Annotated in this window: 19 protein-coding genes and 1 pseudogene; 13 read left to right on the forward strand and 7 right to left on the reverse strand. The window is 73.8% G+C overall.

All coding sequences use genetic code 11. The features are described 5' to 3' along the window. Window positions 1-50: 50 nt before the first annotated feature. Window positions 51-1718, forward strand: a complete 1668-nt coding sequence (locus ACFYSC_RS24200) for a right-handed parallel beta-helix repeat-containing protein (RefSeq protein ID WP_389965700.1) — start codon at window positions 51-53, stop codon at window positions 1716-1718. A gap of 202 nt (window positions 1719-1920) precedes the next feature. After that, window positions 1921-3192, forward strand: coding sequence for an MFS transporter (locus ACFYSC_RS24205; RefSeq protein WP_389965703.1), 1272 nt, complete (start codon window positions 1921-1923; stop codon window positions 3190-3192). 118 nt (window positions 3193-3310) lie between these two features. Here ACFYSC_RS24205 and ACFYSC_RS24210 read toward each other — a convergent pair whose 3' ends face one another. Continuing rightward, window positions 3311-3883, reverse strand: a complete 573-nt coding sequence (locus tag ACFYSC_RS24210) for a pyridoxamine 5'-phosphate oxidase family protein (protein WP_389965706.1) — start codon at window positions 3881-3883, stop codon at window positions 3311-3313. 62 nt (window positions 3884-3945) lie between these two features. Between ACFYSC_RS24210 and ACFYSC_RS24215 the strand changes: the two genes are divergently transcribed. Next, window positions 3946-5682, forward strand: coding sequence for a hypothetical protein (locus ACFYSC_RS24215; protein ID WP_389965709.1), 1737 nt, complete (start codon window positions 3946-3948; stop codon window positions 5680-5682). Window positions 5683-5851: 169 nt separating this feature from the next. On the opposite strand, the gene ACFYSC_RS24220 is transcribed toward ACFYSC_RS24215, so the two are convergent. Next, complete coding sequence (locus tag ACFYSC_RS24220) at window positions 5852-6304, reverse strand: iron chaperone (RefSeq protein WP_389965712.1); 453 nt, start codon at window positions 6302-6304, stop codon at window positions 5852-5854. A gap of 608 nt (window positions 6305-6912) precedes the next feature. On the opposite strand from ACFYSC_RS24220, the gene ACFYSC_RS24225 reads away from it, so the two are divergent. Genes ACFYSC_RS24225 through ACFYSC_RS24235 form a run of 3 tightly spaced genes read left to right on the forward strand, consistent with a single transcriptional unit; the run spans window position 6913 to window position 10064 of the window. Further along, on the forward strand, window positions 6913-8202 hold the full coding sequence (locus tag ACFYSC_RS24225; protein ID WP_389965715.1) for an extracellular solute-binding protein: 1290 nt from the start codon (window positions 6913-6915) through the stop codon (window positions 8200-8202). Next, window positions 8203-9216 (forward strand): carbohydrate ABC transporter permease, encoded by a 1014-nt coding sequence (locus ACFYSC_RS24230; RefSeq protein WP_389965718.1) that lies wholly within the window; start codon window positions 8203-8205, stop codon window positions 9214-9216. Next, complete coding sequence (locus ACFYSC_RS24235) at window positions 9213-10064, forward strand: carbohydrate ABC transporter permease (RefSeq protein ID WP_389965721.1); 852 nt, start codon at window positions 9213-9215, stop codon at window positions 10062-10064. The genes ACFYSC_RS24230 and ACFYSC_RS24235 overlap by 4 nt, the downstream gene beginning before the upstream one ends. A gap of 135 nt (window positions 10065-10199) precedes the next feature. Here ACFYSC_RS24235 and ACFYSC_RS24240 read toward each other — a convergent pair whose 3' ends face one another. Further along, window positions 10200-11222, reverse strand: a complete 1023-nt coding sequence (locus ACFYSC_RS24240) for a LacI family DNA-binding transcriptional regulator (protein WP_389965724.1) — start codon at window positions 11220-11222, stop codon at window positions 10200-10202. Window positions 11223-11423: 201 nt separating this feature from the next. On the opposite strand from ACFYSC_RS24240, the gene ACFYSC_RS24245 reads away from it, so the two are divergent. Together ACFYSC_RS24245 and ACFYSC_RS24250 are read left to right on the forward strand one after the other, a co-directional pair. Further along, on the forward strand, window positions 11424-12797 hold the full coding sequence (locus tag ACFYSC_RS24245) for a glycoside hydrolase family 5 protein (protein WP_389965727.1): 1374 nt from the start codon (window positions 11424-11426) through the stop codon (window positions 12795-12797). Then, window positions 12794-14479 (forward strand): glycoside hydrolase family 43 protein, encoded by a 1686-nt coding sequence (locus ACFYSC_RS24250; RefSeq protein WP_389965730.1) that lies wholly within the window; start codon window positions 12794-12796, stop codon window positions 14477-14479. The genes ACFYSC_RS24245 and ACFYSC_RS24250 overlap by 4 nt, the downstream gene beginning before the upstream one ends. Window positions 14480-14696: 217 nt before the next feature. Here ACFYSC_RS24250 and ACFYSC_RS24255 read toward each other — a convergent pair whose 3' ends face one another. Beyond that, a complete protein-coding gene (locus tag ACFYSC_RS24255) occupies window positions 14697-15494 on the reverse strand; it encodes an SDR family NAD(P)-dependent oxidoreductase (protein WP_389965733.1) in 798 nt (265 codons plus the stop codon). A gap of 397 nt (window positions 15495-15891) precedes the next feature. On the opposite strand from ACFYSC_RS24255, the pseudogene ACFYSC_RS24260 reads away from it, so the two are divergent. Further along, window positions 15892-16743: pseudogene (locus tag ACFYSC_RS24260) on the forward strand (DMT family transporter); the annotation flags it as partial. 190 nt (window positions 16744-16933) lie between these two features. Here the strand turns inward: ACFYSC_RS24260 and ACFYSC_RS24265 are convergent. Beyond that, a complete protein-coding gene (locus ACFYSC_RS24265; protein WP_389965736.1) occupies window positions 16934-17374 on the reverse strand; it encodes a TetR family transcriptional regulator C-terminal domain-containing protein in 441 nt (146 codons plus the stop codon). 310 nt (window positions 17375-17684) lie between these two features. On the opposite strand from ACFYSC_RS24265, the gene ACFYSC_RS24270 reads away from it, so the two are divergent. Beyond that, the gene (locus tag ACFYSC_RS24270; RefSeq protein ID WP_389965739.1) at window positions 17685-19190 is read left to right on the forward strand and encodes an AMP-binding protein; all 1506 of its coding nucleotides are present in this window, start codon (window positions 17685-17687) and stop codon (window positions 19188-19190) included. Between the two features lie 150 nt (window positions 19191-19340). Here ACFYSC_RS24270 and ACFYSC_RS24275 read toward each other — a convergent pair whose 3' ends face one another. Next, the gene (locus ACFYSC_RS24275) at window positions 19341-20378 is read right to left on the reverse strand and encodes a dipeptidase (RefSeq protein ID WP_389965743.1); all 1038 of its coding nucleotides are present in this window, start codon (window positions 20376-20378) and stop codon (window positions 19341-19343) included. Window positions 20379-20562: 184 nt separating this feature from the next. Continuing rightward, window positions 20563-22002, reverse strand: a complete 1440-nt coding sequence (locus ACFYSC_RS24280) for a flavin-containing monooxygenase (RefSeq protein WP_389965746.1) — start codon at window positions 22000-22002, stop codon at window positions 20563-20565. A 259-nt stretch (window positions 22003-22261) separates the two neighbouring features. Here ACFYSC_RS24280 and ACFYSC_RS24285 point away from each other — a divergent pair, with 259 nt between their 5' ends. From ACFYSC_RS24285 to ACFYSC_RS24295, 3 genes are read left to right on the forward strand one after another with little or no spacing between them, the layout of a single operon-like run. After that, window positions 22262-23098 carry a Nif3-like dinuclear metal center hexameric protein gene (locus tag ACFYSC_RS24285; RefSeq protein WP_389965749.1) on the forward strand — a complete coding sequence of 279 codons (837 nt, stop codon included), beginning with the start codon at window positions 22262-22264 and terminating at the stop codon, window positions 23096-23098. Beyond that, complete coding sequence (locus ACFYSC_RS24290; RefSeq protein WP_362944927.1) at window positions 23095-23835, forward strand: C4-type zinc ribbon domain-containing protein; 741 nt, start codon at window positions 23095-23097, stop codon at window positions 23833-23835. The genes ACFYSC_RS24285 and ACFYSC_RS24290 overlap by 4 nt, the downstream gene beginning before the upstream one ends. After that, a complete protein-coding gene (locus ACFYSC_RS24295) occupies window positions 23832-25226 on the forward strand; it encodes a bifunctional RNase H/acid phosphatase (protein ID WP_389965752.1) in 1395 nt (464 codons plus the stop codon). Before ACFYSC_RS24290 ends, ACFYSC_RS24295 begins: the two co-directional genes overlap by 4 nt. Window positions 25227-25357: the final 131 nt, after the last annotated feature.

Below are 25357 nucleotides of genomic sequence, written 5' to 3' on the forward strand. Positions count from 1 at the left end.
CGTCACCGAAGAGGCGCGCACCGTCCGGTTCGGTGAGAGGGGGCGCGCCGGTGAACGGTCCCGACGGTGTCTACAACGCCCGTGAGTACGGGCTGACGGGCGACGGCGTCACCAACGACCAGCCGGCGCTGGCCGCGCTGGTCGACCGGGTCGGGGCGGCCTGCGCGGCCGACGGCCGGGCGCGCACCATCCACTGCCCGCCCGGCGTGTACTCGATCAGGGACGCCGGCACCGTGTGGCGCAGCGGGGTGTCCCTCGTCGGCGCCGGCGCGGGCGCGACCCGCTTCACGCTGTCCAACCCCGGCAATCCGGGCACCGCGGTTCCGTTGGCCTTCTTCACCGAGCTCCAGCACGGCGCGGGTCCCGGCAACCACCTCGCCGACTGCACCTTCGCCGACTTCGAGATCGACGGCTCCGGCGTGAGCGCGGACCCGTACGACGTGCTGGCCAAGGGGCTGGGCCTGCAGTACGTGCTCCGCGGCCGCTTCCGCGACCTGTACATCCACGACACCGCCGCCTCCGGGCTGGGCTGCGACTTCCTACAGGACACGGTGGTGCAGGGCGTCATCGCGCTGCGCTGCGGGCGGCTGGACACCGGCACGCAGATCGGCGGCGCGGGACTGGGCATCGGGATCGGCGGCTGGGGCGGGGTGGAACGGCTGACCATCAGCGGCTGCACCGCCGTCGGCAACGGCACCAACGGCATCTTCCTGGAGCTGCAGAACGCGGCGTGGACCCCGCCGCGCGGCATCCGCATCACCAACTGCCACACCGAGGACAACCGCTACGGCATCTCCGACTGGGGCGCCGAGGGACTCGTGGTCGCCGCCTGCGTCATGATCGGCAACCACGAGGCCGGGTTCGACATCTCGGGCCTGGGCACCACCGGCGTCCCCGGCCGGGGCGGGATCCTCACCGGATGCGTCATCGACGCCAACGTCCGCGACGGCGTCAGCGTCGGCAACACCCCCGGCCGCTACACCGTCACCGGCAACCGGATCAGCCGCAACGGCCGCTACGGCTACCGCGAGTACAACACCCCGGGCACCTCGCCCTTCGCCTCCGCCTCCACCGCCGGGTCGGCCTCGGTCGGGATGGTCCTCGACGGCAACGACATCTGGGGCAACGCCCTCGACGGTATCCGGATCGACAGTCCCATCGTCGACGCCACCGTCCTCGGTAACCGGATCCACGACAACGGCGCGCGGCGGGCCCCGGCGGCGGAGGGAGGAGGCCCGTCCGTCACCTACACGGCCACGGCCATGACCGACGCCTCGGCCCGCTGGGAGCCCGGCGGTCACCTCGGCAAGACCCTCACGGCCGGCGACGGCACGGCGGCCGTGACGGCGGTCGTGACGGGCAACACCGCCACCGAGCTAACGCTGGCCCCCTGGCGTCCCGGCACGGCCTCGGCGTGGCGGGACGAGCCGCCCATGGCGGGCACGCCGTACCGGCTGCCGGAGGCCCCGGAGATCCGGGCGGGCATCACGCTGAACGCCGAGGCCCGCGACTACACCCTCCGCGCCAACCGGATCTGGGACGGTGAGCGGCCGGGGACCCAGACCCACGGCCTGTGGATCACCGGCGCCGGCGGATGCGTGTACGGCCGGGTGGTGGACAACGACATGGAGGGCAACGCGGTCGCCGCGGTCCGTTTCGACACCGGCCCCGAGGGCGGGGAGTGGGCCCGCAACCGCGACGCCTCCCGGCCCGCCTGACCTCCCGGCCCGTTCGCCCGGCGGCCTCGCCCGAACGGTTCCGGAGCCGTCCGTCTCCGCCCCGGCCCGGGTCTCCGCCGCCCTCCGGTCCCGCCCTCCGTGATCTCGCGGCGGGGGCTGTCGCACGGGATGAGAGGGGCGTAACATCCGAGCACCCCTCATGTTGTCGGGTGCCCGGTCGTGATCGCGAGGTGCGAGCCGTATGAGCGCTGTCCAACCCGTCCCGGAGGTCCCGGCCGCGCTCGCCGAGCCGGTGCGCAGGGTCGGGCCGTGGTGGATCACCGGCATCTCGCTGGCCAACCTCGCCCTCTGGATCGGCTACTCCGGGCCGCTCCAGATGCTGCTGCCCCTGCAGATGGCGCGGATCGCACCGGACGGCAAGGAGACGGCGCTGGCGCTGGTCACCGGTGCGGGGGCCGCGGTGGCGATGCTGTCCAACCCGGTCGCCGGGGCGCTGTCCGACCGCACGGCCGGCCGGTTCGGCCGCCGGCACCCCTGGACGCTGGCCGGCGCGCTGGCCGGGGCCGCGGCGCTGGCGCTGCTGGCCGGGCAGGACACCGTCGCCGGCGTGATGATCTGCTGGTGCCTGGCCCAGGCCGGGCTCAACGCGATGCAGGCGGCGCTCAGCGCCGGGGTGCCCGACCACGTGCCGGTGCGCCAGCGGGGCGAGGTGTCGGGCTGGGTCGGCATGCCGCAGGCGCTGGGCGTGGTGCTGGGGGTGGTGCTCGTCACCGCCGTGGCCACCACCGTCGGGTCCGGTTATCTGTTGATCGCCGCACTGGTCCCCCTCGGGGTGCTGCCCTTCGTGCTCACCACCGCCGACCCTCCGCTGGCCGCCGCGCCCCGGTTCGACGCGCGGGCCTTCCTGAGGAGCTTCCGGATCAGCCCCCGCACCCACCCCGACTTCTTCTGGGCCTGGCTGACCCGCTTCCTGATGCAGCTCGGCAACGCGATCGCCACGCTCTACCTGCTGTACTTCCTCGCCGACGCGGTCGGCTACGAGCGGATCTTCCCGGGCGAGAAGTCCGAGGACGGCCTGCTCGTGCTGATCCTCATCTACACCGCCGCCGTGGTCGTCACCACCATCGTCTCGGGCGTCGTCTCCGACCGGCTCGGCCGCCGCCGGCTCCTGGTCGTGGTCTCCGGCCTGATCAGCGCGGTCCCGGCGGTCCTGCTCGCGTTCCGCCCGACCTGGCAGGCGGCCCTGGTCGCCGCGGTGATCCTCGGAGTCGGCTTCGGCGTCTTCCTGTCGGTCGACAACGCCCTGGTCACCCAGGTGCTGCCCGCCGCCGACGGGCGGGCCAGGGACCTCGGCGTCATCAACATCGCCAACTCGGGCCCGCAGGTCCTCGGGCCGGTCATCGCCGGCCCGATCGTGGCGGGCGCCGGCGGCTACCCGGCCCTCTACCTGGCCTCCGCGGCGCTGACGCTCCTCGGCGCGGTCCTGGTCGGGAAGATCCGCTCCGTCCCCTGATCCTCGCCGCCCTCCGAACCGCTCCGCCCGGACCTCCGCTGTCTTGAACCGCTCCGCCCCGAACCGCTCCGCCCCGGCCGGCCTCGCTCCCCGGTCCGCCCGCTCGCCCGCCGGGGCGTCAGGCCAGCCAGCGACCGTCGCGCATCAGCTCGCGGCCGGGCAGCTCGTCCACCTCGCGCCACGCCTGGACGCGGCGCGGGGTGATGCGGAACCAGCGGTACGGCGTGGCCGACACGCGCGGGTCGAACCCGGTGCGTTCGGCGAACCGGTCGCCCCGCTCCCGCGGCAGCTCGCCGATCTCCAGGACCTCGACCTCGCCGTCGATCACGGACACGTCGCGGGTGAGGCCGAGCCCCAGCCGGACGGACCGGGTGGCGGCCAGGTTCCTGCCGGTCGGGCTGTCCGCCGGGGTGGCCGCCAGCAGCGCCTCCCCGTCCCAGTCGAAGGACAGCGGCACCAGGTACGGAGCGCCGTCGGCCGAGGCGCTGGCCACCCAGACGTCGACGTCGTGGGTGAGCCGGTGCTCGGTGTCGCGGCGGCGCCGGGAGCGGGAGCGGGGTCCGGTGTCCGCCGGACGACGGTCGTGCGCGTCGTGCGCGGTCTCACCGGCCGTAGCCGGGCCGGGCGCCGGATGCGGCCCGGGTGCGGCGTGCGATGCCGTACCGGTCATCCGGATGAGAGAGCCGGCCATGGTCACTCCTGTCGTCGCGGGTCACGATCGGCCCGGAACGCTCCGCCGGGCCGATCGACGTGGTGACAGCCTCGACCGGTGGCACCCGGTACCAGGCGCTGGAGACCATCCGCCAGTACGGGGTGGAGCGGCTCACCGGCGCCGGCGAGCTGACGGACGTCCGGTCCCGGCACCTGGGCTGGTGCCTGGCCGGGGCGGACGCCCTCGCGGGAGCCGGCGGCGCGGACCGGCGCGCCGGTTTCGACGCCGTGGCCGAGGACATGCGGGCCGCCCTCGCCTGGGCCTCCGGGCAGCCGGAACGGCGCGCGGACGCCCATCGGCTCGCCCTGTCCCTGGCCGATCTGGCCTTCGCCCGCAACCTGCTCGGCGAGGCCCAGCAGCGGCTGGAACAGGCGGCCCGGCTCGCCGCCGGGACCGCCGGGACCGCCGCCCTCGTCCCCGCCGACGCCCCTGCCCCCGACGTCCCCGCCGCCCCCGGCGACGCAGAGGCGGCCACGGCGCTGCGGCGCGCCGCAGCGGTGGCCGGATGCCGCGGGCTCGGCGACGACATGTTCCGCCTGCACCGCGCCGCCGCGGAGGCCACCCGCCGGGCCGGTGACACCACCGGCGCGGGCCGCGACCTGGCCGCCGCCGCCACCGTCGCGTACCGCTTCTCCAGCCTGTTCACGCGGGTTCCCTCGGCGGAGGAGGCTGCCGCCCTCCTCGAGGAGGCGCGGGAGCTGGCAGGCGACGCCCCGGCCGCCGAGGCGGCCGTCGCGCTGGCCGAGGCGGCGGTGGTCGCCGACGCGTTCGGCGCGGTCCAGGGGGACACCGGCAACACCGCGTGGCAGACGGTCGGGTTCGCCGAGCGAGCGGTCGAGCTCGCCCGGCACGCGGGCGACCCGGTGGCGGAGTCCGCCGCGCTCGACGCGCTCTCCGGCGCCCGGAGCTGGGCCGGAGAGCCCTTCGCCGCCGCGGCCGCCGCCCGGCGCCGGATCGACGTCCTGGCGTCCGCGCCGCCCTCACCCGCCGGAACGCACGAGCTGGTCGACGCCCTGGCCATGGCCGCCGGAACCGCCCTCGGCGTCGGCGATCTGCGGGGGGCCCGCCGGTGGGGCAGGCGGCTCGCCGATCACCCACTGCTGGCCGAGGCGGGTCATCACGCCATGTCATGGCTCCTGGTCGCCGACGCGTTCACCGGCGACGCCGCCGAGGTGCTCGCCGGCGGCGCGCGGCTCCTCGACGCCTGGGAGCGAAGCGGCCGGGGACGGTCGTTCTCCCTCGGCCCCGCCGCCGCGTCGGTCGCGATGGTCCACGGCCTGCGCGGCGACCACGGCGCCCGGAGGACCTGGCTCGGGATCGTCGACGAGGCGGGCACCGGGCCGGAGCACCGCTGGGGCTACGGCGCGGTCTTCGACGCCACGGTCCTGCTTCACCACGGGGACGCGGACGCGGCGCTGGAACGGATCGCGCCGGAGCCGGACGAGGTGTGGAAGTGGGTCTCCTGGATCTGGCTTCACTGGTATACGGCGCTCAGGGCGGAGGCGGCAGTGCTCGCCGGGCACCCGGACGCCCGGGACCGGATCGCCTCCGCCCGGGCCGTGGTCACCGGCAACCCCGTCGCCTCCGCCCAGGTGGACCGGGCGGAGGCGCTGCTCGACGGCGACCTGCCCCGGCAGCTCGCCGTCGCGGCGGCGTTCGACGCGGCCGGCTGCCGCCACCAGGCGGCGCGCACGCTGGTGCTCGCCGGGGGCGGGCACGCCGCCGCCGGGCAGGCCGCGCTCGTCGGCCTCGGCCTCGCGCCCGCGGCCGTCCGGTAGCCGCCCCGCCGTACGCCCGTCACGGCGGCTGAGGGCCGGAAAAAGCCCGGACCGCCCGGACCGCCCCGCCCGCCCGGACCGCCCAGAGCGCCCGGACCGCCCCGCCCGCCCGGATCGGGCGAGCCGGGCGAGCCGATCGGCGCACTCGGTCTCCCGCCGGGGGCGGACCTCAGCTCACCGCCTGCTTCACCAGCGCGGCGATCCGCTCCTCCACCTCGGGCGTCACCTCGGTCAGGGCGAAGGCGACAGGCCACATCGCGCCCTCGTCCAGCTTCGCCACGTCGCTGAACCCGAGCGTCGCGTAGCGCGTCTTGAACTTCCCCGCGTTCTGGAAGTGGCAGACGACCTTGCCGTCCAGCGCGTATGCGGGCATGCCGTACCAGAGCCTCGGTTCGAGCTCCGGGCCGGTGGCCCTGATGACGGCGTGGACGCGCTCGGCCATGATCCGGTCGGTGTCCTCCATCTCGGCGATCTTCGCGAGGACGTCCCGCTCCGCCTCCGCCGCCTTCTCCTCCCGCGAGGCGCGGCGCGCCGCCTTCTTCCGCTCCTGGGCGTGGTCCTTCATCGCGGCGCGCTCCTCGGCCGTGAATCCCTCGTAGGTGCCGCTCTCGTCGCCGGCCATCGTCATCACTCCTGTCGGTATGGGTGGGCGATCGTCAAGAATCTCCTGCTTGTCCGATCGCCGTGGTCACAGCATTCCGCAGCGGGGGTGCCGGCCGCCTCCGTGGTGGCCACGGATAGCGGGTCGGTAGCGGCTCCGTGACCACGTCCACGTCCACGTCCATGTCCACGTCCGCGGCGGCGGCGTGACGGGTACGGGGCCGAAGCGCCGGAGCCCCGCGTCGGCCCGGCGTGACCGCGGCCTGGCGGAGGCGGGACCGCGGGCCGGCCTTTGAAACTTTCATGCCCCTCCCGGGATTTTCGGACCCCGCCGCCGGGGCCGTCCTCCCGGGGCGCCGCCATGGGACGCCCTGAGCTGGGACACCGTACGGCGCCGCGAATCCACCCCCCGGAGGTGCGGAGACCGCCCCATAACGTCTCTACAACGACCGTTGATCCGGCCGTCACGCCGATGTAACGTCGGCGCCACCCAGAAAATATCGGGTATCTGTCGAAACTTTCAGCAACAGTGGTGCGGCGGCGGAGCCGGGCGCGTCCGCCCGACGTCGGCCAGGGCCTGAGCCCCCGCACGACCCCCGAGAGATGAGGAAGGGAACCACTGTGATGTCGTTGGGACGGCGAAGCGCGGCGGCCCTGGTCGCAGCCACGCTCCTCCTCGGAGGATGCGGCGGCGGAGGCGGCGAGGAGCCGAAGGCCGCCTCCGGGAGTGGAGGGAGCGGAGGGAAGGTCACGGTCGAGTGGTGGAACATCGGGACCACCGAACCGCTGAAGTCCTTCCTCGCACGCATGGCCACCGAGTACCAGAAGCAGCACCCGAACGTCGTCATCAAGAACCTCCCCATCGAGAACGAGGCCTTCAAGGCCCGGATGACGACGCTGAACCAGTCGGGCAAGACGCCCGACCTCTTCACCACCTGGGGCGGCGGCGTCCTGAAGCAGCAGGTGGACGCCGGGCTGGTCAAGGACCTGACCGATGACAGCGCGGCCTGGAGCGGCTCGTTCACCCCGGCCTCGCTGCAGCCGTACCAGGTCGACGGGAAGACCTACGCGATCCCGGCCGACATCGGCATGGTCGGCTTCTGGTACAACAAGGCGCTGTTCGCCAAGGCGGGCGTCACCGAGCCGCCGGCCACCTGGTCGGCCTACATCGACGCCGTCAAGAAGCTCAAGGCGGCCGGCATCACCCCGATCGCCCTGGCCGGCAAGGAGAAGTGGCCCGGCCACTACTACTGGGCCTACCTCGCCATGCGGATCGGCGGCCTGCAGGCCCTGCAGCAGGCGGCGACCGACCACGACTTCACCAAGCCCCCCTTCGTGGAGGCCGGGCGGCGCCTGAAGGAGCTCGCCGACCTCGACCCGTTCCAGAAGGGCTTCCTCGGCGCCGCCTACAACACCCCCGACGGCCAGGCCGCGCTCGTCGGCAACGGCAAGGCGGCGATGGAGCTGATGGGCCAGTGGGCGCCGTCGGTGGAGAAGGAGGCGGGCAAGGGCATCGGCGACGACCTCGGTTTCTTCCCCTTCCCGGCCGTCGAGGGCGGGACGGGCAAGGTGACGGACGCCTTCGGCGGCGGCGGCGGGTACGCCGTCGGCGCGGACGCCCCCGCCGAGGCGCTCGACTTCCTGAAGTTCATCTCCGAGGAGAAGAACCACCGCGACGTGGTGGCGTCCGGGGCGGTCCTGCCGGTGCTGAAGGGCACCGAGGACGCCGTCAAGGACCCGAACCTGGCGACGGTGGCCAAGGCGCTGTCGACGGCGAGCGGCTTCCAGCTCTACCTCGACCAGGCCTACCCCCCGGCGGTCGGGCAGGAGGTCAACGACAGCGTCGCCGAGCTGATCGTGGGCAAGAAGACGCCCGAGCAGGTCGCGCAGGCCATCACCGAGACGGCGAAGTCCGAGTAGATGAGGGCTGCGGAAGGCACCTCCCGGCTCGCGCCCCCCACGGGGGAGCGGCGGGCGCCGTCCCCGGCCGCCGACACGGCGGCCGGGGCACCGGCGCCCCGGCCGCCGCGCGGGCACCGGTTCCGGGGCAGGCTGACGATAGCGGCGTTCCTGCTCCCGGCCCTGCTGCTGTTCGGCCTGCTGGTCCTGGCCCCGATCCTCGTGGCGATCTACACCAGCGTCTTCAAGTGGAACGGCCTGCGCGGCCTCCCGGACGACTTCATCGGGACGGCCAACTTCGAGCGGATGTTCGGCGACGAGGTCTTCCTCGGCGACCTGTGGCGCGGCGTGGTGCTGATCGTCCTGTCGCTGGTGGTCCAGCTCCCGTTCGCCCTCGGCGTCGCCATGCTGCTCAACCAGCGCATGCGCGGCCGGGCCGTCTACCGGATGATCTTCTTCGCCCCGTACATCCTCTCCGAGGTGATCACCGGGGTGCTGTTCTCGATGATCCTGTCCCCGGACGGCGGCCTGGCGAACCTCGTGCTGGGGACGGTGGGGCTGGAGTCGGACTGGCTCTCCGACCCGTCCACCGTCATGCCGTCCCTCTTCCTGGTGATGACCTGGAAGTACTTCGGCTTCCACATGATCCTCTACCTGACCGGCCGTCAGGGCATCCCGCACGAGGTGACCGAGGCGGCGCAGATCGACGGCGCGGGGAGCTGGCAGGTGTTCCGGTACGTCACGCTGCCGCTGCTCGGCCCGACGATCCGGATCAGCGTCTTCCTGTCCGTCATCGGGGCGATCCAGCTGTTCGACCTGGTCTGGGTCCTCACCGGCGGAGGCCCGGCCCACTCCTCCGAGACCATGGCCGTCACGATGTTCCAGTTCGGCTTCAAGCGCTACCAGGTCGGCTACGCCAACGCGATCAGCGTCGTGATGTTCGCGATCAGCCTCGTCTTCGCACTCTTCTACCAGCGGTACGTCATGCGCCGCGACACCGAGGGAGCCCTCACCGCCATGCGGAGCCAGCGTTGAACCGGCGGAGTGCCCCCTCCCGCGCCGGAGTCCGGCCGCGGTCCCTGGGGCTGCACGTCATCGCCGTGACGGTCGGGGCGTTCGTCATCGTGCCGATCCTCTTCGGCCTGCTCGGCGGGTTCAAGGACACCGTCCAGCTGTCCACCAACCCGGTCGGCCTGCCGTCGCCGTGGGTGTTCACCAACTACGCCGACGTGCTGACCGCCCCGACGTTCTGGCGACAGCTCGGCAACAGCGTCCTCATCGCGGCGGCCACGACGCTCGTCGTCGTCGGCGTGTCCGCGCTGGCCGCCTTCGTCTTCGCCCGCTTCGCCTTCCGGGGGCGGGAGCTGTTCTTCACGCTCTTCACGGTCGGGCTGATGTTCCCGTTCGCGGTGGCGATCCTCCCGCTGTTCGTCCTGCTGCGGGCCGCCGGCCTGCTGGACAACCCGCTGGGGGTCGTGCTGCCGCAGGCCGCCTTCGGCCTGCCGATGACGATCATCATCCTGCGGGGCTTCTTCCGGAGCATCCCGGGGGAGATCGAGGAGGCGGCGACGCTCGACGGGTGCGGCGCGTTCGGCTTCTTCTGGAAGATCCTGCTGCCGATGGCCCGCCCGGCGCTGGCGACCGTCTCGGTGCTCGCGGTCGTGGGGAGCTGGAACAACTTCATGCTCCCCCTGGTCGTCTTCAACGACCCCTCCTGGTGGACCCTCCCCCTCGGCGTCCAGCAGTTCCAGGGGCAGTACGCCACCGAGTGGGCGCGCGTCCTCGCCTACGTCACCGTCGCGATGGTGCCGGCGCTGGCGTTCTACGCCCTGGCCGAGCGCCGGCTCGTCAGCGGCCTGACCGCCGGCGCGATGAAGGGCTGACGGCCGGTGGATCTGGGACGCGGCGCCCCCGCGGGCGCCCCGGGACACGGCACCCCGGCGGGCGCCCCGGGGCGGACGGGGCCGGAGTACGGCGCGGCCCCGCCGGCCCAGGGGTACGGTGTCCCCTCGGACGCCTCAGCCCCGCGCGGCCCGGGGCGGCGCGGTGCTCTCCCGGACGACGAGGTCGGTGGCCAGCTCGACGCGCCGGGCCTGCGCCGGCTCGCCCCGCCCCATGCCCAGGACCATCCTGGTGGCCGTGGCCGCCATGTCCTGCAGGGGCTGGCGGACGGTGGTCAGCGGCGGCCAGGCCGAGCGCGCCAGCGGCAGGTCGTCGAAGCCGACGACGCTGAGGTCGTCCGGGACGAGCAGGCCGCGCCGCCGGGCGGCCTCGAACACCCCGAACGCCTGCATGTCGCTGCCGGCGAAGATGGCGGTGGGCGGGTCGTCCAGGGAGAGCAGCGCGTGGCCGTGGTCGCGACCGGAGTCGACCAGGAAGTCGCCGTGGCAGATCAGCTCCGGCGCGACGGTCACGCCCGCGGTCTCCAGCGCCGCGCGGTAGCCGTCGATCCTGGCCCGGCTGCACAGCATGTCGGCCGGTCCGCCGATCATCCCGATCCTGCGGTGCCCCATCTCCAGCAGGTGCCGGGTGGCGGCCAGCCCACCGTTCCAGTTGGTCGCGCCGACCGAGGTGACGCCCGGCGCGGGCTCGCCCTCCGGGTCGACGACGGCGAACGGCATCGCGCGGGCGTTGAGCTGCCCCTGCAGCGTGGCGGACAGCTTCGAGGCGACGACGACCACGCCGTCGGTACGGCGGGCCGCGATGCGCTCCAGCCAGTCGCGGCCGGGGCCTGCGTGCGTGTGCAGCACGGACACCACGATGCCGGCGTCGGCCTCGCGGGCGGCCGTCTCGGCGCCGCGCACTATCTCCATCGCCCACGGGCTCTCTATCTCCGAGAAGACCAGGTCGATCAGCCCGACCGGCCCGTCGCTCTGGCTGACGCGCCGCCGGTAGCCGTGCTTGTGCAGCAACCGCTCGACCCGCCGCCGGGTCTCGGCGGCGACCTCCGGACGCCCGTTGATGACCTTGGACACCGTGGGGACGGAAACCCCCGCCTCCTCGGCGATGAGGGCGATCGTCACCCGCCTCTTCGCTGGCATGCCCAGGAGTGTAGCCGAAACTTTCGGCTCTCCGCCCGCCCGGCGCGGCATGCCGGTCATTCCATCCGAACGGATCATTCGAGTGATATGCGCGTTCCGCGTATCGCTCGGCTCTGAAAAGTTCAATTTCCTGATGAAAGTTTCAAAGAACCGCTTTCGGCGCCCGCTCGGCGGACGGCGATCGTCGCACAAGGAGAATCCATGACCCTGCGTGTCTCCGGATCCCGGCTCGTCGACCCGGAGGGCGCCGCGGTACGGCTGCGCGGCGTCGGCCTCGGGGGCTGGCTGAACATGGAGAACTTCATCACCGGCTACCCCTCCACCGAGTCGGAGATGCGGCGCTCGGTGGGCGAGGTGCTGGGTGAGGACCGGGCCGAGCTGTTCTTCGACCGGCTGCTGACCTCCTTCTTCGGCCCCGGCGACGCGGCGCTGCTGGCCTCCCTCGGCGTCAACTGCGTGCGCATCCCGGTGAACTACCGTCACCTGGAGTCCGACGACCGCCCCATGGAGATCGTCGAACGGGGTTTCCGGCACCTCGACCGCGTCGTCGGCCTGCTCGGCGAGCACGGCATCTACAGCGTCATCGACCTGCACGCGCTGCCCGGGGCGCAGAACCAGCACTGGCACTCCGACAACCCCACCCACGTCGCCTCGTTCTGGCGGCACCGGCACTTCCAGGACCGGGTGGTGCACCTGTGGGAGGCGATCGCCGACCGCTACCGCGACCACCGGTGGGTGGCCGGCTACAACCCGGTCAACGAGCCCGCCGACCCCACCGGCACGGTCGTCGGGCCGTTCTACGACCGCCTGGTCAAGGCGGTCCGCGCGGCCGACCCCGGCCACGTGCTGTTCCTCGACGGCAACACCTACTCCACCGACTTCTCCGTCTTCCGCGAGGTCTACGAGAACACCGTCTTCGTCTGCCACGACTACGCCCTGGCCGGGTTCGCGCACGGCGGGCCGTACCCCGGTCACACCCGGGGCGAGTGGGTGGACCGCGAGCAGCTGGAGCTGACCTTCGAGCGGCGCACCGCCTTCCAGCGCCAGACGGGCACACCGCTGTGGGTGGGGGAGTTCGGCCCCGTCTACACCGGCGACCCCGGCGTGGACGGGCAGCGCTACCAGATCCTCCGCGACCAGCTCGACATCTACGACGCCCACGAGGCGGGCTGGTCCCTGTGGACCTACAAGGACGTCGGGCTCCAGGGGCTGGTGTACGCCGCGGGCCCCTACATGGAGCGCTTCGGGCCGTTCATCGCGAAGAAGTCGCGGCTCGGCGCCGACCGGTGGGGCTCCACCATGGAGGAGTCCGCGGACGTCCTCGCGCCGCTGCACCGGCTCCTGGAGACCGAGTTCCCCGGCTGGGACCCCTACCCGTGGGGCGCCCGGTACCAGGCCGACGACCTCATCCGGCACATCCTCATCGCCCAGGCCATGCTGCCGGAGTACGCCTCGCTGTTCCGCGGCCTGTCCGACGAGCAGCTGATCGCGCTGGCCGACTCCTTCGCCCTGACGGCCTGCGTCCGCCGCGAGCCCCTGCTCGAACTCCTCGCCGGCAACCTGGCGGCCCGGTGACGGCGGGCGTCCCGGAGACGACGGGCACGGCGGACGTCTCCGGCACGGTGAACCCGGTGGGCACGGCCGGCGGTCCGGGCGCGACGGGTACGGCGGGCGGTGCGGGTACGGCGGGCGTTCTCGGCGCGGCGGGCGCGGCGAGGACGTTCACCAACCCGATCCTCCCCGGCTTCCACCCCGACCCCTCGATCTGCCGGGTCGGCGACGACTACTACCTGGTCACGTCGAGCTTCGAGTGGTTCCCCGGCGTGCCGATCTTCCACAGCCTCGACCTGGTGCACTGGCGGCCGCTGGGCCACGTCCTGGACCGTCCCTCCCAGCTCCCGCTCGACGGGACCAAGCCCAGCGGCGGGATCTACGCCCCGACGCTCCGGCACCACGAGGGCGTCTTCTACATGATCACCACGCTGGTCGACGGGCGGCCGGAGGCCGGCCTGGAGAACTTCGTGGTCACCGCGACCGACCCGGCGGGCCCGTGGAGCGAGCCGTACCCGCTGGACCTGCCCCGCGCCTTCGACCCGTCGCTGTTCTTCGACGACGACGGGACCGCCTGGGTCACCGCGACCCGCCCCACGAACGACCTCGGCCACACGGAGATCTTCCTGCGCCGGCTCGACCTCGGCACGATGACCCTCACCGGCGAGGAGACCGTGCTGTGGGACGGCGCGCTCAAGGACGCCGTCTGGGCCGAGGGCCCGCACCTCTACAAGGTCGACGGCCGCTACCACCTGCTGATCGCCGAGGGCGGCACCGCGCACGACCACGCCGTGACCGTCGCCCGCTCGGACGACGTCGCCGGGCCGTACCACGGCAACCCCCGCAACCCGGTCCTCACCCACCGCCATCTGGGCCTCGACCACCCGATCGTCGGGACCGGCCACGGCGACCTCGTGCGGACCGCCGCTGGCGAGTGGTGGATGGTGCTGCTGGCGATGCGCCCCTACGGCGGATACCACTACAACCTGGGCCGGGAGACCTTCCTGACCCGGGTGCGCTGGGAGGACGGCTGGCCGCTCGCCGAGCAGGTCCGGCCAGAGGCGGCCGCGCCGGGCCTGCCCGAGCACCGCTGGCCCGCCGAACCCGTATGCGACAACTTCGACGCGGAACGGCTCGCGCCGTGCTGGAACCACCTGCGCACCCCGCGCGAGCCGTACTGGAGCCTGACCGAGCGGCCCGGCCACCTGAGGCTGCGGCCGGGCCCGCGGACCCTCGCCGAGCGGGCCGCGCCGAGCCTGGTGGCGCGCAGGCAGTGCCACCGCGACTTCGCCGCGCACACCGCCCTCGACTTCACCCCGGCGGGGGACGGGTGCGCGGGCCTGGTGCTGGTGCAGAACGACGACTTCCACATCCGCTACGTCCTGTCGGCGCGCGGCCTGGAGGTGGTTCGCCGGCACGCCGGCGCCGACGAGGTGCTCGCCACGGCCCCGGTGCCCGGCGGCAGGCTGTTCCTCGGGGTGGAGGCGAGAGGCCAGGAGTACCGGATGCGCTACGCCACGACCCCCGGGCGGTGGCTGCCCCTCGGGGCCGCGGTGGACGGGCGCGTGCTCAGCACGACCGTCGCGGGCGGCTTCACCGGCGCCTACATCGGCATGTACGCCGCGGGCGGCCCGGAGGCGGCCCGGAGTCCGGCGGACTTCGACTGGTTCGAGTATTTCCCCCTGGGTGAGCCCGTGAGCCCGTGAGCCCGTGAGCCCGTGAGCCCGTGAGCCCGTGAGCCCGTGAGCCCGTGAGTTCATGAACCCGTGGGGCCGTGGGCCCGTGGGCCCGTGGGGCCGTGGGCCCGTGGGGCCGTGGACCCGTGGACCCGCGGTGTCTTGAACCCGTGGACCCCGGACCCGGGCCAGGAGCGATCCAAGGGGCCCGGCCCGGTGCCGGGCCGCCGGGCGGACCGTCCGGTCGTCAGCCGCGGAGCAGGCGGCGGACTCCCAGTGAGGCCGCCCGGACCGCGAGCGCGGGCGAGAGCCGGGTCAGGAGCCAGGCCGCCCGGCCCGACGCCGGGACCACGATGAGCGCCCGGTCGCGGGCGACGCCCCGCATGACGTCGCGGGCCAGCGTCTCCGCCGGGTAGAGGAAGGGCGCCGCCAGCTCCGCCGAGCGCCGGGCGTTCGCGCTGACCGCGGTCTGCGGCAGACCCGGGTTGACGCGGTCGAACAGCGGGGTGTCGACGAAACCCGGGCAGACCGCGTGCACCCTCACCCCGTGCGCCGCCGCCTCGGCGCGCAGCGCGAGCGACAGCCCGACCACCCCGTGCTTGGCCGTGGTGTAGGGCAGCATCAACGGGGCGGGGAACACCCCCGCCACGGACGCGGTGTTGACGATGCGGCCGAACCCCTGCTCGATCATGACCGGGTAGGCGGCGTGGACGCCGTGGACCACCCCGCGCAGGTTCACGTCGATCACCCGGTTCCAGTGCTCCAGGCCGAACTCCTCGGCGGCGCCGCCGACCGCGATCCCGGCGTTGTTGAACATGAAGTCCAGCCGGCCGTGGTCGGCCCGGACCTTCGCCACCAGCTCCCGGACCGCGTCCGCGTCGGTGACGTCCAGCGCCGCCCCGGCGCAGCCGAGCTCGGCGGCGGCGCGCCCGGCTCCGTCGCCGTCGGAGTCCGCGACCACCACGTGGACGCCGTGCCCGCGCAGCTCGCGGGCGAGGGCCAGGCCGATGCCCGAGGCGCCCCCGGTCACGATCGCCGTCTTCATCAGCAGCCTCCCGCGTCTCCTGTGCCGTCCGGTGGCCCCTACCCGGTGACCGGCGGAACACCCGCGGGCGGCCTCCCGGCGTCTCCCGGCGCCCCTACCCGGCAACCGGACGGGACACCCGTAAGCGGTCTCCCGGTGTCACCACTCGGGAACCGGGCGGAACATCCGCAAGTGCCCTCCCGATGCCCCCGTCCCGGGGACTGGATGGAACACCCGCAAGTGGTCTCCCGGTGCCCCGTCCCGAAACCGGACGGAACGCTTGTAAGCCTCAAAAACCGCTGTCTGGGGTGTGAGGTGTCACACGCCGGTGGAACGGACTTCCTCAGAGGCGTATTAGGACCACTCCGATTCATTCGGTGACGTCAACGTCGCCGAACGTGATGCAATCCTTCCGGGTATGACAGCGGCGTCCGCCCCCCGTCCCCTCCTGGGAACCGTCCTCCTGTTGTTCGTCAGCGCGGCCTGGGGCTCGGCCTTTCCGCTGATGAAGGACCTCATCGCCCGCGTGCCCGTGGCCGACCTGCTCACCGAGCGGTACGGCATCGCCACGCTCGTCCTGGTCGCGATCCGCCCCCGCTGCCTGCGGGGACTGTCGGAGCGGACGTGGCTGACCGGAGCCCTGCTCGGCCTGGTGTTCGGCGTCGGCCAGACCGCCCAGGCGGTCGCCCTGAGCGACCTCCCCTCCTCGGTCTCGGGCTTCGCCGTCGGCTCCTACGTGGTGATCACCCCGCTCCTCGGGCTGATCCTGACCGGCGCCCGGATCTCCGGCCGCACCTGGGTCGCGGTGGCGCTCGCGACGACCGCGATGGCGGCCTTCACGCTGCTGAAGGAGGCCGAGGGCGGCGACGTGTCACTGCCCGCGCTGGCCGTAACGCTGCTGTCGGCGGTGCTGTACGCGGCGCACACGCTGGTGCTGGGCGGCTACGACGGCGCCCGCCGCGACGCCTACCCGATCGCGGTGATCCAGCTCGGCACCATCGCGCTCATGACCGGCGTCCTCGCCGTGCCCGGCGGCCTCACGCTGCCCGCCACCCCGGCCGACTGGGCGGTCCTGGGTCACCTGTCGGTCGTCGCCTGCGCCCTCGGCTTCCTGGCCCGCTCCTTCGGGCAGCTCCACGTGCCGCCGGTGCCCGCCGCGGTGATCCTGTCGGCCCAGCCACTCTGGGTCACCGCCCTGGCCGTCGCGGCGTACGGTGAGCCGCTCACCGGCACCTTCCTCGTCGGCGGCGGGCTCATCGCCCTGGCCATGCTCATGGTCGTGCTGCCCGGCGGCCGGTGGCGGCCCGGTGGACGCCGGTCGCCCGGCGGGAGCCCACCGTCCGGCGGGAGGAGGTCACGCGGCGCACGGCGGTCGCCGGGCGGGCGGTGGTGGCCCGGCGGGCGGTGGTGGCCCGGCGGGCGGCGGTCGCCCGGAGGCCGCTGGTGGCCCGGCGGTCGGCTCAGGACAACGCGCCACGCGGCAGACCCAGCTCCAGCTCGGCGGACGCGCGGACGAGCTCTGCCAGCCGGGCCCGGGTCAGCAGCCGCCGGTGCGCGGTCGCCTGGACGGCCAGGCCGTCGACGAGCGCGATGATCCGCCAGACCGAGCCCTCGGGGTCGGCGCAGGCGAAGGCGCCGGTCCCGACCCCCTCGTCGACGACGGAGCGCAGCGCCCGCCGCCAGCGCAGGCCGGTCTCCCGGCAGATCGCCTTCAGGTCGGCGTCGCGCACCGACTCGGCGCGGGCGTCGATCCACAGCGTCCACGAGGTGGGACGCCCGCCGGGGGAGTAGAGGGCGAGCAGGGCGCGCAGCCGCTCCGGCGGGGAGCCGCCCGACGCCTCCAGTCTCTCCAGGGCCGCCAGGTCACGCTCGGCCGCGTAGGCGAGGGCATGCGCGAGCATCTTCTCCCTCGTCTCGAAGTGATAGAACAGCAGCGCCTGGCTGACCCCGCGGCCCGCGCGATGTCGGTCGTGCGCGTGCGCCCGAACCCCCGTGCGGCGATCACGCCGCAGGCCGCGCGGAGCAGGTCGTCACGCCGCAGACGCCCGAATCCCCGTGCCACATCGGAACCCTAGCCGCTCCCCGTCCCGCCTTTCCGGTTTCGCCGGACACCGCCGCGCGCATCTCTACTACAAAAGGGATGAAAAGGGGAGTCCGCCGTACTCCGCGGTCCCGTTCGCGTCCCGTCGGCCGACGGCACCGGGAGGACCCATGCCCGACATCACCGCTCTCCCCGGCTTCTACCGGATCGCACACGCCGACCCGGGACGCCGCGCGGTGATCGACGCCGACGGCACGACCACCTCGTACGGCGAGCTGCTCGCCCTGGTGAACCGGGTCTCGCACGGCCTGCGCGCCCGCGGGCTCACCCGGGGCGACGTGGTCGCCGGGGTGCTGCCCAACGGCCTGGACCAGGTGGTCATGCTGATGGCCACCGGCCAGATCGGCCTGTACTACGTGCCGGTCAACTGGCACCTGACGGACGCGGAGATCGCCTACATCCTCGCCGACTGCGACGCCCGGGTCGTGGTCGCCGGACCGGACCGCCCCGTGGCCGGGGCGCTCACCGCCGCCGGCCTGGCCGCCGGGCAGCCGGCGACCGACCCCGGGGACCGGACCGCCGGATCGGTCATGTGGTACACCTCCGGCACCACCGGCTTCCCCAAGGGCGTCCAGCGGCGGCTGTCCGGCGCCGAGCCGGAGGCCGCCGTCCCGGCCGTCACCTGGTTCCTCGGCGAGGTCTGCGACCTGCGGCCGGGCGACGGGATCCACCTGGTGACCTCGCCGATGTACCACTCCGCGCCGTGCGCGCACACCATGTTCGCCCTGCACCTGGGCCACACCCTCGTGATCGCCCCCGGCTTCGACCCGGCCGGGGTGCTGGAGCTGGTGGACCGCCACCGGGTGACCAACTCCATGATGGTGCCGACGATGTTCCACCGGATGCTGCGGCTGCCCGAGGAGGTCCGCCGCTCCTACGACCTGTCGTCGCTGCGGCAGGTGATGCACACCGGCGCGGCCTGCCCGCCGGCGGTGAAGAAGGCCGTCATGGACTGGTGGGGCCCGGTCCTGTACGAGTACTACGGCTCCACCGAGGCGGCCATCGCCTTCGCCGTCAAGCCGCACGAGTGGCTGGAGCGCCCCGGCACGGTCGGCCGTCCCGTCCCCGGGTTCGAGGCGAGGATCCTCGGCCCCGAGGGCGAGGAGCTGCCGCCGGGAGAGCCCGGCATGGTGTACGTCAAGTCGGGTCTTAGCCGCTTCACCTACCGCAAGGACCCGGCCAAGACCGCCGCCGGCATGCGCGGCGAGTGGTACGCGCCCGGCGACATCGGGTTCCTGGACAAGGACGGGTACCTGTTCCTGTGCGACCGCCGTACCGACCTGATCGTCTCCGGCGGGGTGAACATCTACCCGGCGGAGGTCGAGGCCGCGCTGCTGGAGCACCCGGCGGTCGCCGACGTCGCGGTGATCGGCGTGCCCGACGAGGAGTGGGGCCACCGCGTCGCCGCGCTCGTCCAGCCCGCGCCGGGCGCCCGGCCCACCCCGCAGGAGCTGCTGGACCACCTCGGCCCGCGCCTGGCCCGGTTCAAGCACCCCCGGATCATCGAGTTCCGCGACGAGCTGCCGCGCACCCCCACCGGCAAGCTCTCCCGTTCCCGGCTGCGCGAGGACTACCTGACGGACCGCGCCCCCGGAGCCGCGGCGGGCCCCGCCTGAGCGGGGTCCTGTCCGAGCGGGGTCCTGCCCGAGCGGGGTCCTGCCCGAGCCGGGTCCTGCCCGAGCCGGGTCCTGAGAGCACGGAACCGTCTCGGGGCCGGGCGGGCCGCCTTCCGGACCGGCCCGGCCCGAGCCCGGGAACTCCCGTGATCAGGCCGGGCGGCCCAGCTCCTCGCGGAACAGCCGCAGGACGTTACCGCCGACGATCTTGACGACCTCCTCGTCGGAGAACCCGTGCTTGAGCAGCGCGTCGGTGACCAGCGGCAGGCCGCTCGGCCCGGCCAGCCCCGGGACGGCCGCCCAGGCGTCCACGCCGCTGTAGCTGAACCCCTCACAGCACGGGGGAGTGAGGTCGGTCATGACCTCACGCATGAAGTCGGGGCCCAGGCCCACGTGGTCGAGCCCGCCGACGCTCACCACGTGCTCGATGTGGTCCACCAGCCGGTCCATCGTGTGGTCGGCCGCGTCCTCCGCCAGGAAGGCCGCCAGGAAGTTGACGCACACCACGCCGCCCGTCGCGGCCACGCCGCGGATCTGTTCGTCGGTGAGGTTGCGGTGGTGGTCGCGCAGCGCCCGCGCCGCGGAGTGGGTCGCCATCACCGGCCGGGTGGCCAGCTCCAGCACGTGCGCGACCCCGGAGGCGCTCAGGTGCGAGATGTCGAAGATCATGCCCAGCCGCTCCATCTCCCGGACGGCCTCCACCCCGGCCGCGGTGAGCCGGCCGCCGGTGGCGTCCTCGCCGCTGCCGTCGGCCAGCGCCGTACGGCCCACGTGCGCGATCGAGGCGACCCGCACGCCCAGCCGGTGCACGGTGGACAGCAGCTCGACGTTCGCGTCCAGGCCGGGGGCGCTCTCCAGCGCCAGCACCAGGGCGATCCGGTCCTCGGCGAGCGCGGCATCGATCTGTGCGCCGTCGGCGCACAGCCGTACCGCGTCGGCGTTGCCCTCGGCGATGACGTGCGCGCACTCGATCATGCGCAGCGTCTGCCGGAGCGCGCCTTCGGGCCGGAACCCGTCGTCCACGAACACCGGCAGCACCTGCACGTTCACCCCGCCCTCGCGGAGCTGGGGCAGCCAGCGCTCGCGGAAGAACGCCGCCCACCGCTTCGGCGGCCGGGCGGTGACGGCCATCAGCAGGTCGTTGTGGGTGTCGGCGACCACGGCGGCACGGTGGAGGTCAACGGACACGGGCGGGCCCTTCTTCGCGGGTGGCGGTTCGGCCCCCGCGACGTTACCGGCAACCGGCCCTCCGCGCCGCACGGCCCGCCACGCACGGCCCAGCGACCCGCCACGCACGGCCACCGGCCCATCGCGTACGGGGCGGCCCGCCGCCCGTGCCGCGGCCGTACGGCCGTCAGTAGGCGTACGGCCGTCAGCGGGCGAAGCGGAACGCCGACGGCCGGGGCGCCCTGGTGAGCCGCCGATAGAGGGTGGTCGGGCCCGGCCAGTTCGTGGTGATCCGGCCCGCCGCGTCCTTGTACCAGCTCGTGCAGCCCGCCTGCCACACCGTCGAGCCCATGGCCTCCGCGAGACGCCGCCGCCAGGCGTCCATCGCCGCGGGATCCACCTCCATCGGCCCCCGCTCCACCAGGTACGGCAGGCAGCCCATGACGTACCGGACCTGGCACTCGATCATGAAGACGATCGAGGTGTGGCCCAGGTTGGTGTTGGGACCGTACAGCAGGAACAGGTTCGGGAAGCGCGGTACCGCGATCCCGAGGTACGCCTCGGCGCCGTCCTTCCACTCCTCGGCCAGGCGGCGCCCGCCGCGGCCCACCACCTCGACGGGCGACAGGAAGCCGGTGGCGTCGAAACCGGTCGCGTAGACGATCGCATCGGCCTCGCGGAGCCCGCCGGTCGTCTCCACGCCGCCCGGCGTGACGCGGACGATCGGCTCGGTGACGACGTCCACGTCCGGCCGCGTCAGCGCGGGATAGAACCCGCTGTCGATGACGATCCGCCGGCAGCCGACCGGGTAGTCCGGGGTCAGCCTCGCCCGCAGCGCCGGGTCCGGCACCTGTGCCCGCAGGTGGGCCAGGGCCCGCTCGCGCACCATCCCGGCGCTCCACCCGCCGGACAGGGCGGGATAGAGGGTGCCCTCGGTGTACCGGTAGAACCACTCCCGGTACCCGCGCTGCAGGAACGGCACCCGGCGCAGGGCCGTCCGGGCGACGGGACCGAAGACGCCGCCGGGCTTGGGGAGCACCCAGTTGGGGGTGCGCTGGAAGACGTCCAGGTGGGCCGCGGCCTCGGCCACCGGCGGGATGAGCTGCGCCGCCGACGACCCGCTCCCGATCACCGCGACCCGCCGCCCGGTCAGGTCCGCCGAGTGGTCCCAGCGGGCCGAGTGGAAGGAGACGCCCCGGAAGTCCTCCATGCCGGGGATGTCCGGCAGGTGGGGACGGCTGAGCTGCCCCACCGCCGACACCACCACGTCGAACAGCTCCTCCCCGGCATCGGTCCGCACCCGCCAGCGGCCCAGCGACTCGTCGTAGACGGCGGCCGTGACCTCGGTGTCCAGCCGGACGTGCGGCCGCACGCCGTACCTGTCGGCGCACATCTCCAGGTAGGAGAGGATCTCCGGCTGCCCGGGATAGCGGCGGGTCCAGCTCGAATACCTCTCGAAGGAGAAGGAGTACAGGTGCGAGGGGATGTCGCACCCCGCCCCCGGGTAGGTGTTGTCCCGCCAGGTGCCTCCGATGCCCGGCCCCCGCTCGAAGACCGTGAACGAACCGATCCCGGCCTCCTTCAGCCGGATGGCCATGCACAGGCCGGCGAACCCGGCCCCGATGATCGCGACAGTCGGCCCCATGCGCCCGCCCTCCCGGATGCCCGTGCCCGCCCGCCGGGGAGACCCCGGCGGGCCGTGCGCTCCGCCGGAGATCAGCGTCCTGCAGACCGGGCGGCGAAGTAAAGACCGCGCGGAGGGGCCGGCTCCGGCCCGCGACGAGGGCGCGCCCCACCGGCAGGGTCTTCGCGCCGGCCGGCCCTCCGTGAGGGAGCCGTGGTGGTCGGAGAACGCCGGGAACGCCGTCCGTACCGGCCGCCGGGCCGGCCGGTAGTCTGCGCACGTGCCTACCCTTGCTGACGTCGTCACCGAGCTCGAATCGACCTACGACCCCCGCTGGGCCGAGTCCTGGGACGCGGTCGGGCTCGTCTGCGGAGACCCCGCCGCGCCGGTGCGGCGGATCCTGTTCGCCGTGGACCCGGTGCCGGTCGTGGCCGAGGAGGCCCGAGCCTGGAACGCCGACCTGATCGTCACCCACCACCCCCTCTACCTGCGCGGCACCACCAGCGTGGCTGCCACCACCTTCAAGGGCCGCCTGGTCCACACACTGATCAGAAACGACATCGCCCTGTTCGCCGCGCACACCAACGCCGACGTCGCCGACCCCGGCGTCTCCGACGCGCTGGCCCGCGCCGTCGGCCTCACCGGCCCGCTCACCCCCCTCGTCCCCGCCGCCGACGACCCACGCCGCGGCCTCGGCCGCGTCGGATCGCCGCCCGCCCCCGTCACCCTGCGCGAGTTCGCCCGGCAGGCGGCGCGGGGCCTGCCCGCCACCGCCGGCGGCCTGCGGATCGCCGGAGACCCCGACCGCGAGGTACGGCGCGTCGCGGTGAGCGGCGGCTCCGGCGACTCCCTCCTCGGCGCGGCCCGCGCCGCCGGGGTGGACGTGTTCCTCACCGCCGACCTGCGCCACCACCCGGCCAGCGAGTTCACCGAGGAGCCCGGGGGGCCGGCGCTGATCGACGCCGCCCACTGGGCGACCGAGTGGCCCTGGCTCGCCGACGCGGCGCGCCGCCTGGCATCCGGACTGGCCGCGAAGGGGAATACTGTGGAGACGCGCGTATCCGAGACGGTCACGGACGCCTGGACGACAACAGCAGAGTGCGAGGATCTGAAGTGAAAGCAGCCCCGGCGGCGCAGAAGCGCCTACTCGACCTGGCCGAACTCGACTCCGTCATCGACCGGCTGGCCCATCGCCGCCGCACCCTGCCCGAGCTGGCCGAGATCGACGACCTGTCGGCCCGCGTGGCCCGGCTCGCCACGCAGGTCATCGCCGCCGAGACCGAGGCGGGCGACCTCGCCCGCGAGCAGACCAAGGCCGAGTCCGACGTCGACTCGGTCCGCGTCCGCGCCGACCGCGACCAGAAGCGCCTCGACTCCGGCCAGGTGACCTCTCCGAAGGACCTCGCGAGCCTCCAGTCCGAGATCGCCTCCCTGCACCGCCGCCAGAGCGACCTGGAGGAGGTCGTCCTGGAGATCATGGAGCGCCGCGAGGCGGCCGACGAGCAGGTCACCAAGCTCTCCGCCGAGCGGGACCGGCTCGCCGGGCTCCGCGCCGACGCCGAGGACCGCAGGGACGCCGCCTTCGCCGAGATCGACAAGGAGAACGGCGAGGTCAAGGGCAAGCGCGGCGACGTCGCCACCGAGATCCCCGCCGACCTGCTCTCCCTCTACGAGAAGCTGCGCGAGCAGTTCGGGGTGGGCGCCGCCATGCTCCAGGGCGCCCGCTGTCTCGGCTGCCGCACGAGCCTGTCCATCGCGGAGATCAACCGCATCAAGGCCACCTCCCACGACGAGGTGATCCGCTGCGAGGAGTGCCGCCGCATCCTGGTCCGCACCGCGGAATCGGGCCTGTGACCTCCTTCGTCATCGAGGCCGACGGCGGCTCCCGGGGCAACCCGGGGCCCGCCGGGTACGGCGCCGTCGTCAAGGACGCCTCGGACGGTCAGGTGCTGGCCGAGACCGCCGAGGCGATCGGAACCCAGACCAACAACGTCGCCGAGTACCGCGGGCTGATCGCCGGCCTGCGGTCCCTCCTGGCCATCGCCGGCGACGGCGCGGCCGTCGAGGTCCGGATGGACTCCAAACTGGTCATCGAGCAGATGGCCGGCCGCTGGAAGATCAAGAACGAGGGGCTGCGGCCGCTCGCCTCCGAGGCCGCCGGGCTGGCTCGGCGGCTGCGGGTCACCTGGCGGTGGATCCCCCGGGAGAAGAACAAGGACGCCGACCGGCTGGCGAACGAGGCGATGGACGCCGCGGCCAAGGGCCGCCCCTGGCGCCTCGCCGGCGAGGCGGCCGCTGCTTCGTCCGCCTCCGCCCCGTCCGCCTCCGGCCCGCCGACCGGTCCGGCCGCCTCCGGTGGGCCTGCCGCCGGGTTCCGCGAGACCGTCTCCCGTGAAGCCGCTTCCCGGGCTTCCGGCCCGGTCGTCTCCGGTGGGCCCGCGGCGGGGGTCCGCGAGCCCGGCCCGGCCGGTCACCGGGCCGCGACCACCATCCAGGACTCCCTGCTGGACCTCATCGGCGGGGAGGAGACCGCGACACCGGCCCCGTACGGCCCGGCGAACGGGACGGACCCCGAGACGACCGCGGCGACCGGATCCGGCGTCGGCACCGGCTGGCGTCCGCCCACCACCGTGGCGACCTCGCTGCTGCTGCTCCGGCACGGTGAGACCCCGTTCTCCGCCGAGCGTCGCTTCTCCGGCGTCGGCGACCCCGAGCTCACCTCCGTCGGCATCGCCCAGGCCGAGGCCGCCGCCGCCAGGCTGTCGCGCCCGCCGTACGGCATCCAGGTCGTCGTCAGCTCGCCGCTCAAGCGAGCCCGCGTCACCGCCGAGATCGTCGCGGCGAGGCTGGGGCTGGAGGTCGAGGTCGAGGAAGGGCTCAAGGAGGTCGACTTCGGCGACTGGGAGGGCCACACCTTCACCGAGATCCAGCGTCGCTGGCCGGACGAGCTCGCCGCGTGGCTGGCGGATCCGTCCGCCGCGCCGCCGGGTGGGGAGAGTTTCGAGACGGCGGCGCGGCGGGTCCGGACGACCGGGGACCGGCTGGTCGAGCGCTACGAGGGCAGGACGGTCCTCGCCGTCTCCCACGTCACGCCGATCAAGACGCTGCTGCGGCTCGCGCTGGAGGCTCCCCCCTCCGCGCTGTACCGCATGCATCTCGACCTCGCCGCGCTGTCCCTGATCGAGTACTACGCCGACGGGCCCGCGGTGGTGAAGGCGGTCAACGACACCTCCCACCTCCGCTGAGGCCCTCCGGTCCGTGGACGTCCGTTCTCCGGGCGCCCACCGGGCGGGCGTCCGTCCGCGCTGAGGCCCCGCGCTCTGAACGTTCACCGAGTGGGCGTCCGTCCGCGCTGAGATCCGCGCGCCGGACGTCC

Source organism: Streptosporangium sp. NPDC004379 (genome assembly GCF_042873875.1).
Lineage (GTDB): Bacteria > Actinomycetota > Actinomycetes > Streptosporangiales > Streptosporangiaceae > Streptosporangium.

Bases quoted from the DNA above. Each gene is read 5' to 3' on its own strand.
- ACFYSC_RS24205 (WP_389965703.1), top strand. From the start codon at position 1,921: ATGAGCGCTGTCCAACCCGTCCCGGAGGTCCCGGCCGCGCTCGCCGAG.
- ACFYSC_RS24210 (WP_389965706.1), bottom strand. From the start codon at position 3,883: ATGGCCGGCTCTCTCATCCGGATGACCGGTACGGCATCGCACGCCGCA.
- ACFYSC_RS24220 (WP_389965712.1), bottom strand. From the start codon at position 6,304: ATGGCCGGCGACGAGAGCGGCACCTACGAGGGATTCACGGCCGAGGAG.
- ACFYSC_RS24230 (WP_389965718.1), top strand. From the start codon at position 8,203: ATGAGGGCTGCGGAAGGCACCTCCCGGCTCGCGCCCCCCACGGGGGAG.
- ACFYSC_RS24240 (WP_389965724.1), bottom strand. From the start codon at position 11,222: ATGCCAGCGAAGAGGCGGGTGACGATCGCCCTCATCGCCGAGGAGGCG.
- ACFYSC_RS24245 (WP_389965727.1), top strand. From the start codon at position 11,424: ATGACCCTGCGTGTCTCCGGATCCCGGCTCGTCGACCCGGAGGGCGCC.
- ACFYSC_RS24255 (WP_389965733.1), bottom strand. From the start codon at position 15,494: ATGAAGACGGCGATCGTGACCGGGGGCGCCTCGGGCATCGGCCTGGCC.
- ACFYSC_RS24265 (WP_389965736.1), bottom strand. From the start codon at position 17,374: ATGCTCGCGCATGCCCTCGCCTACGCGGCCGAGCGTGACCTGGCGGCC.
- ACFYSC_RS24270 (WP_389965739.1), top strand. From the start codon at position 17,685: ATGCCCGACATCACCGCTCTCCCCGGCTTCTACCGGATCGCACACGCC.
- ACFYSC_RS24280 (WP_389965746.1), bottom strand. From the start codon at position 22,002: ATGGGGCCGACTGTCGCGATCATCGGGGCCGGGTTCGCCGGCCTGTGC.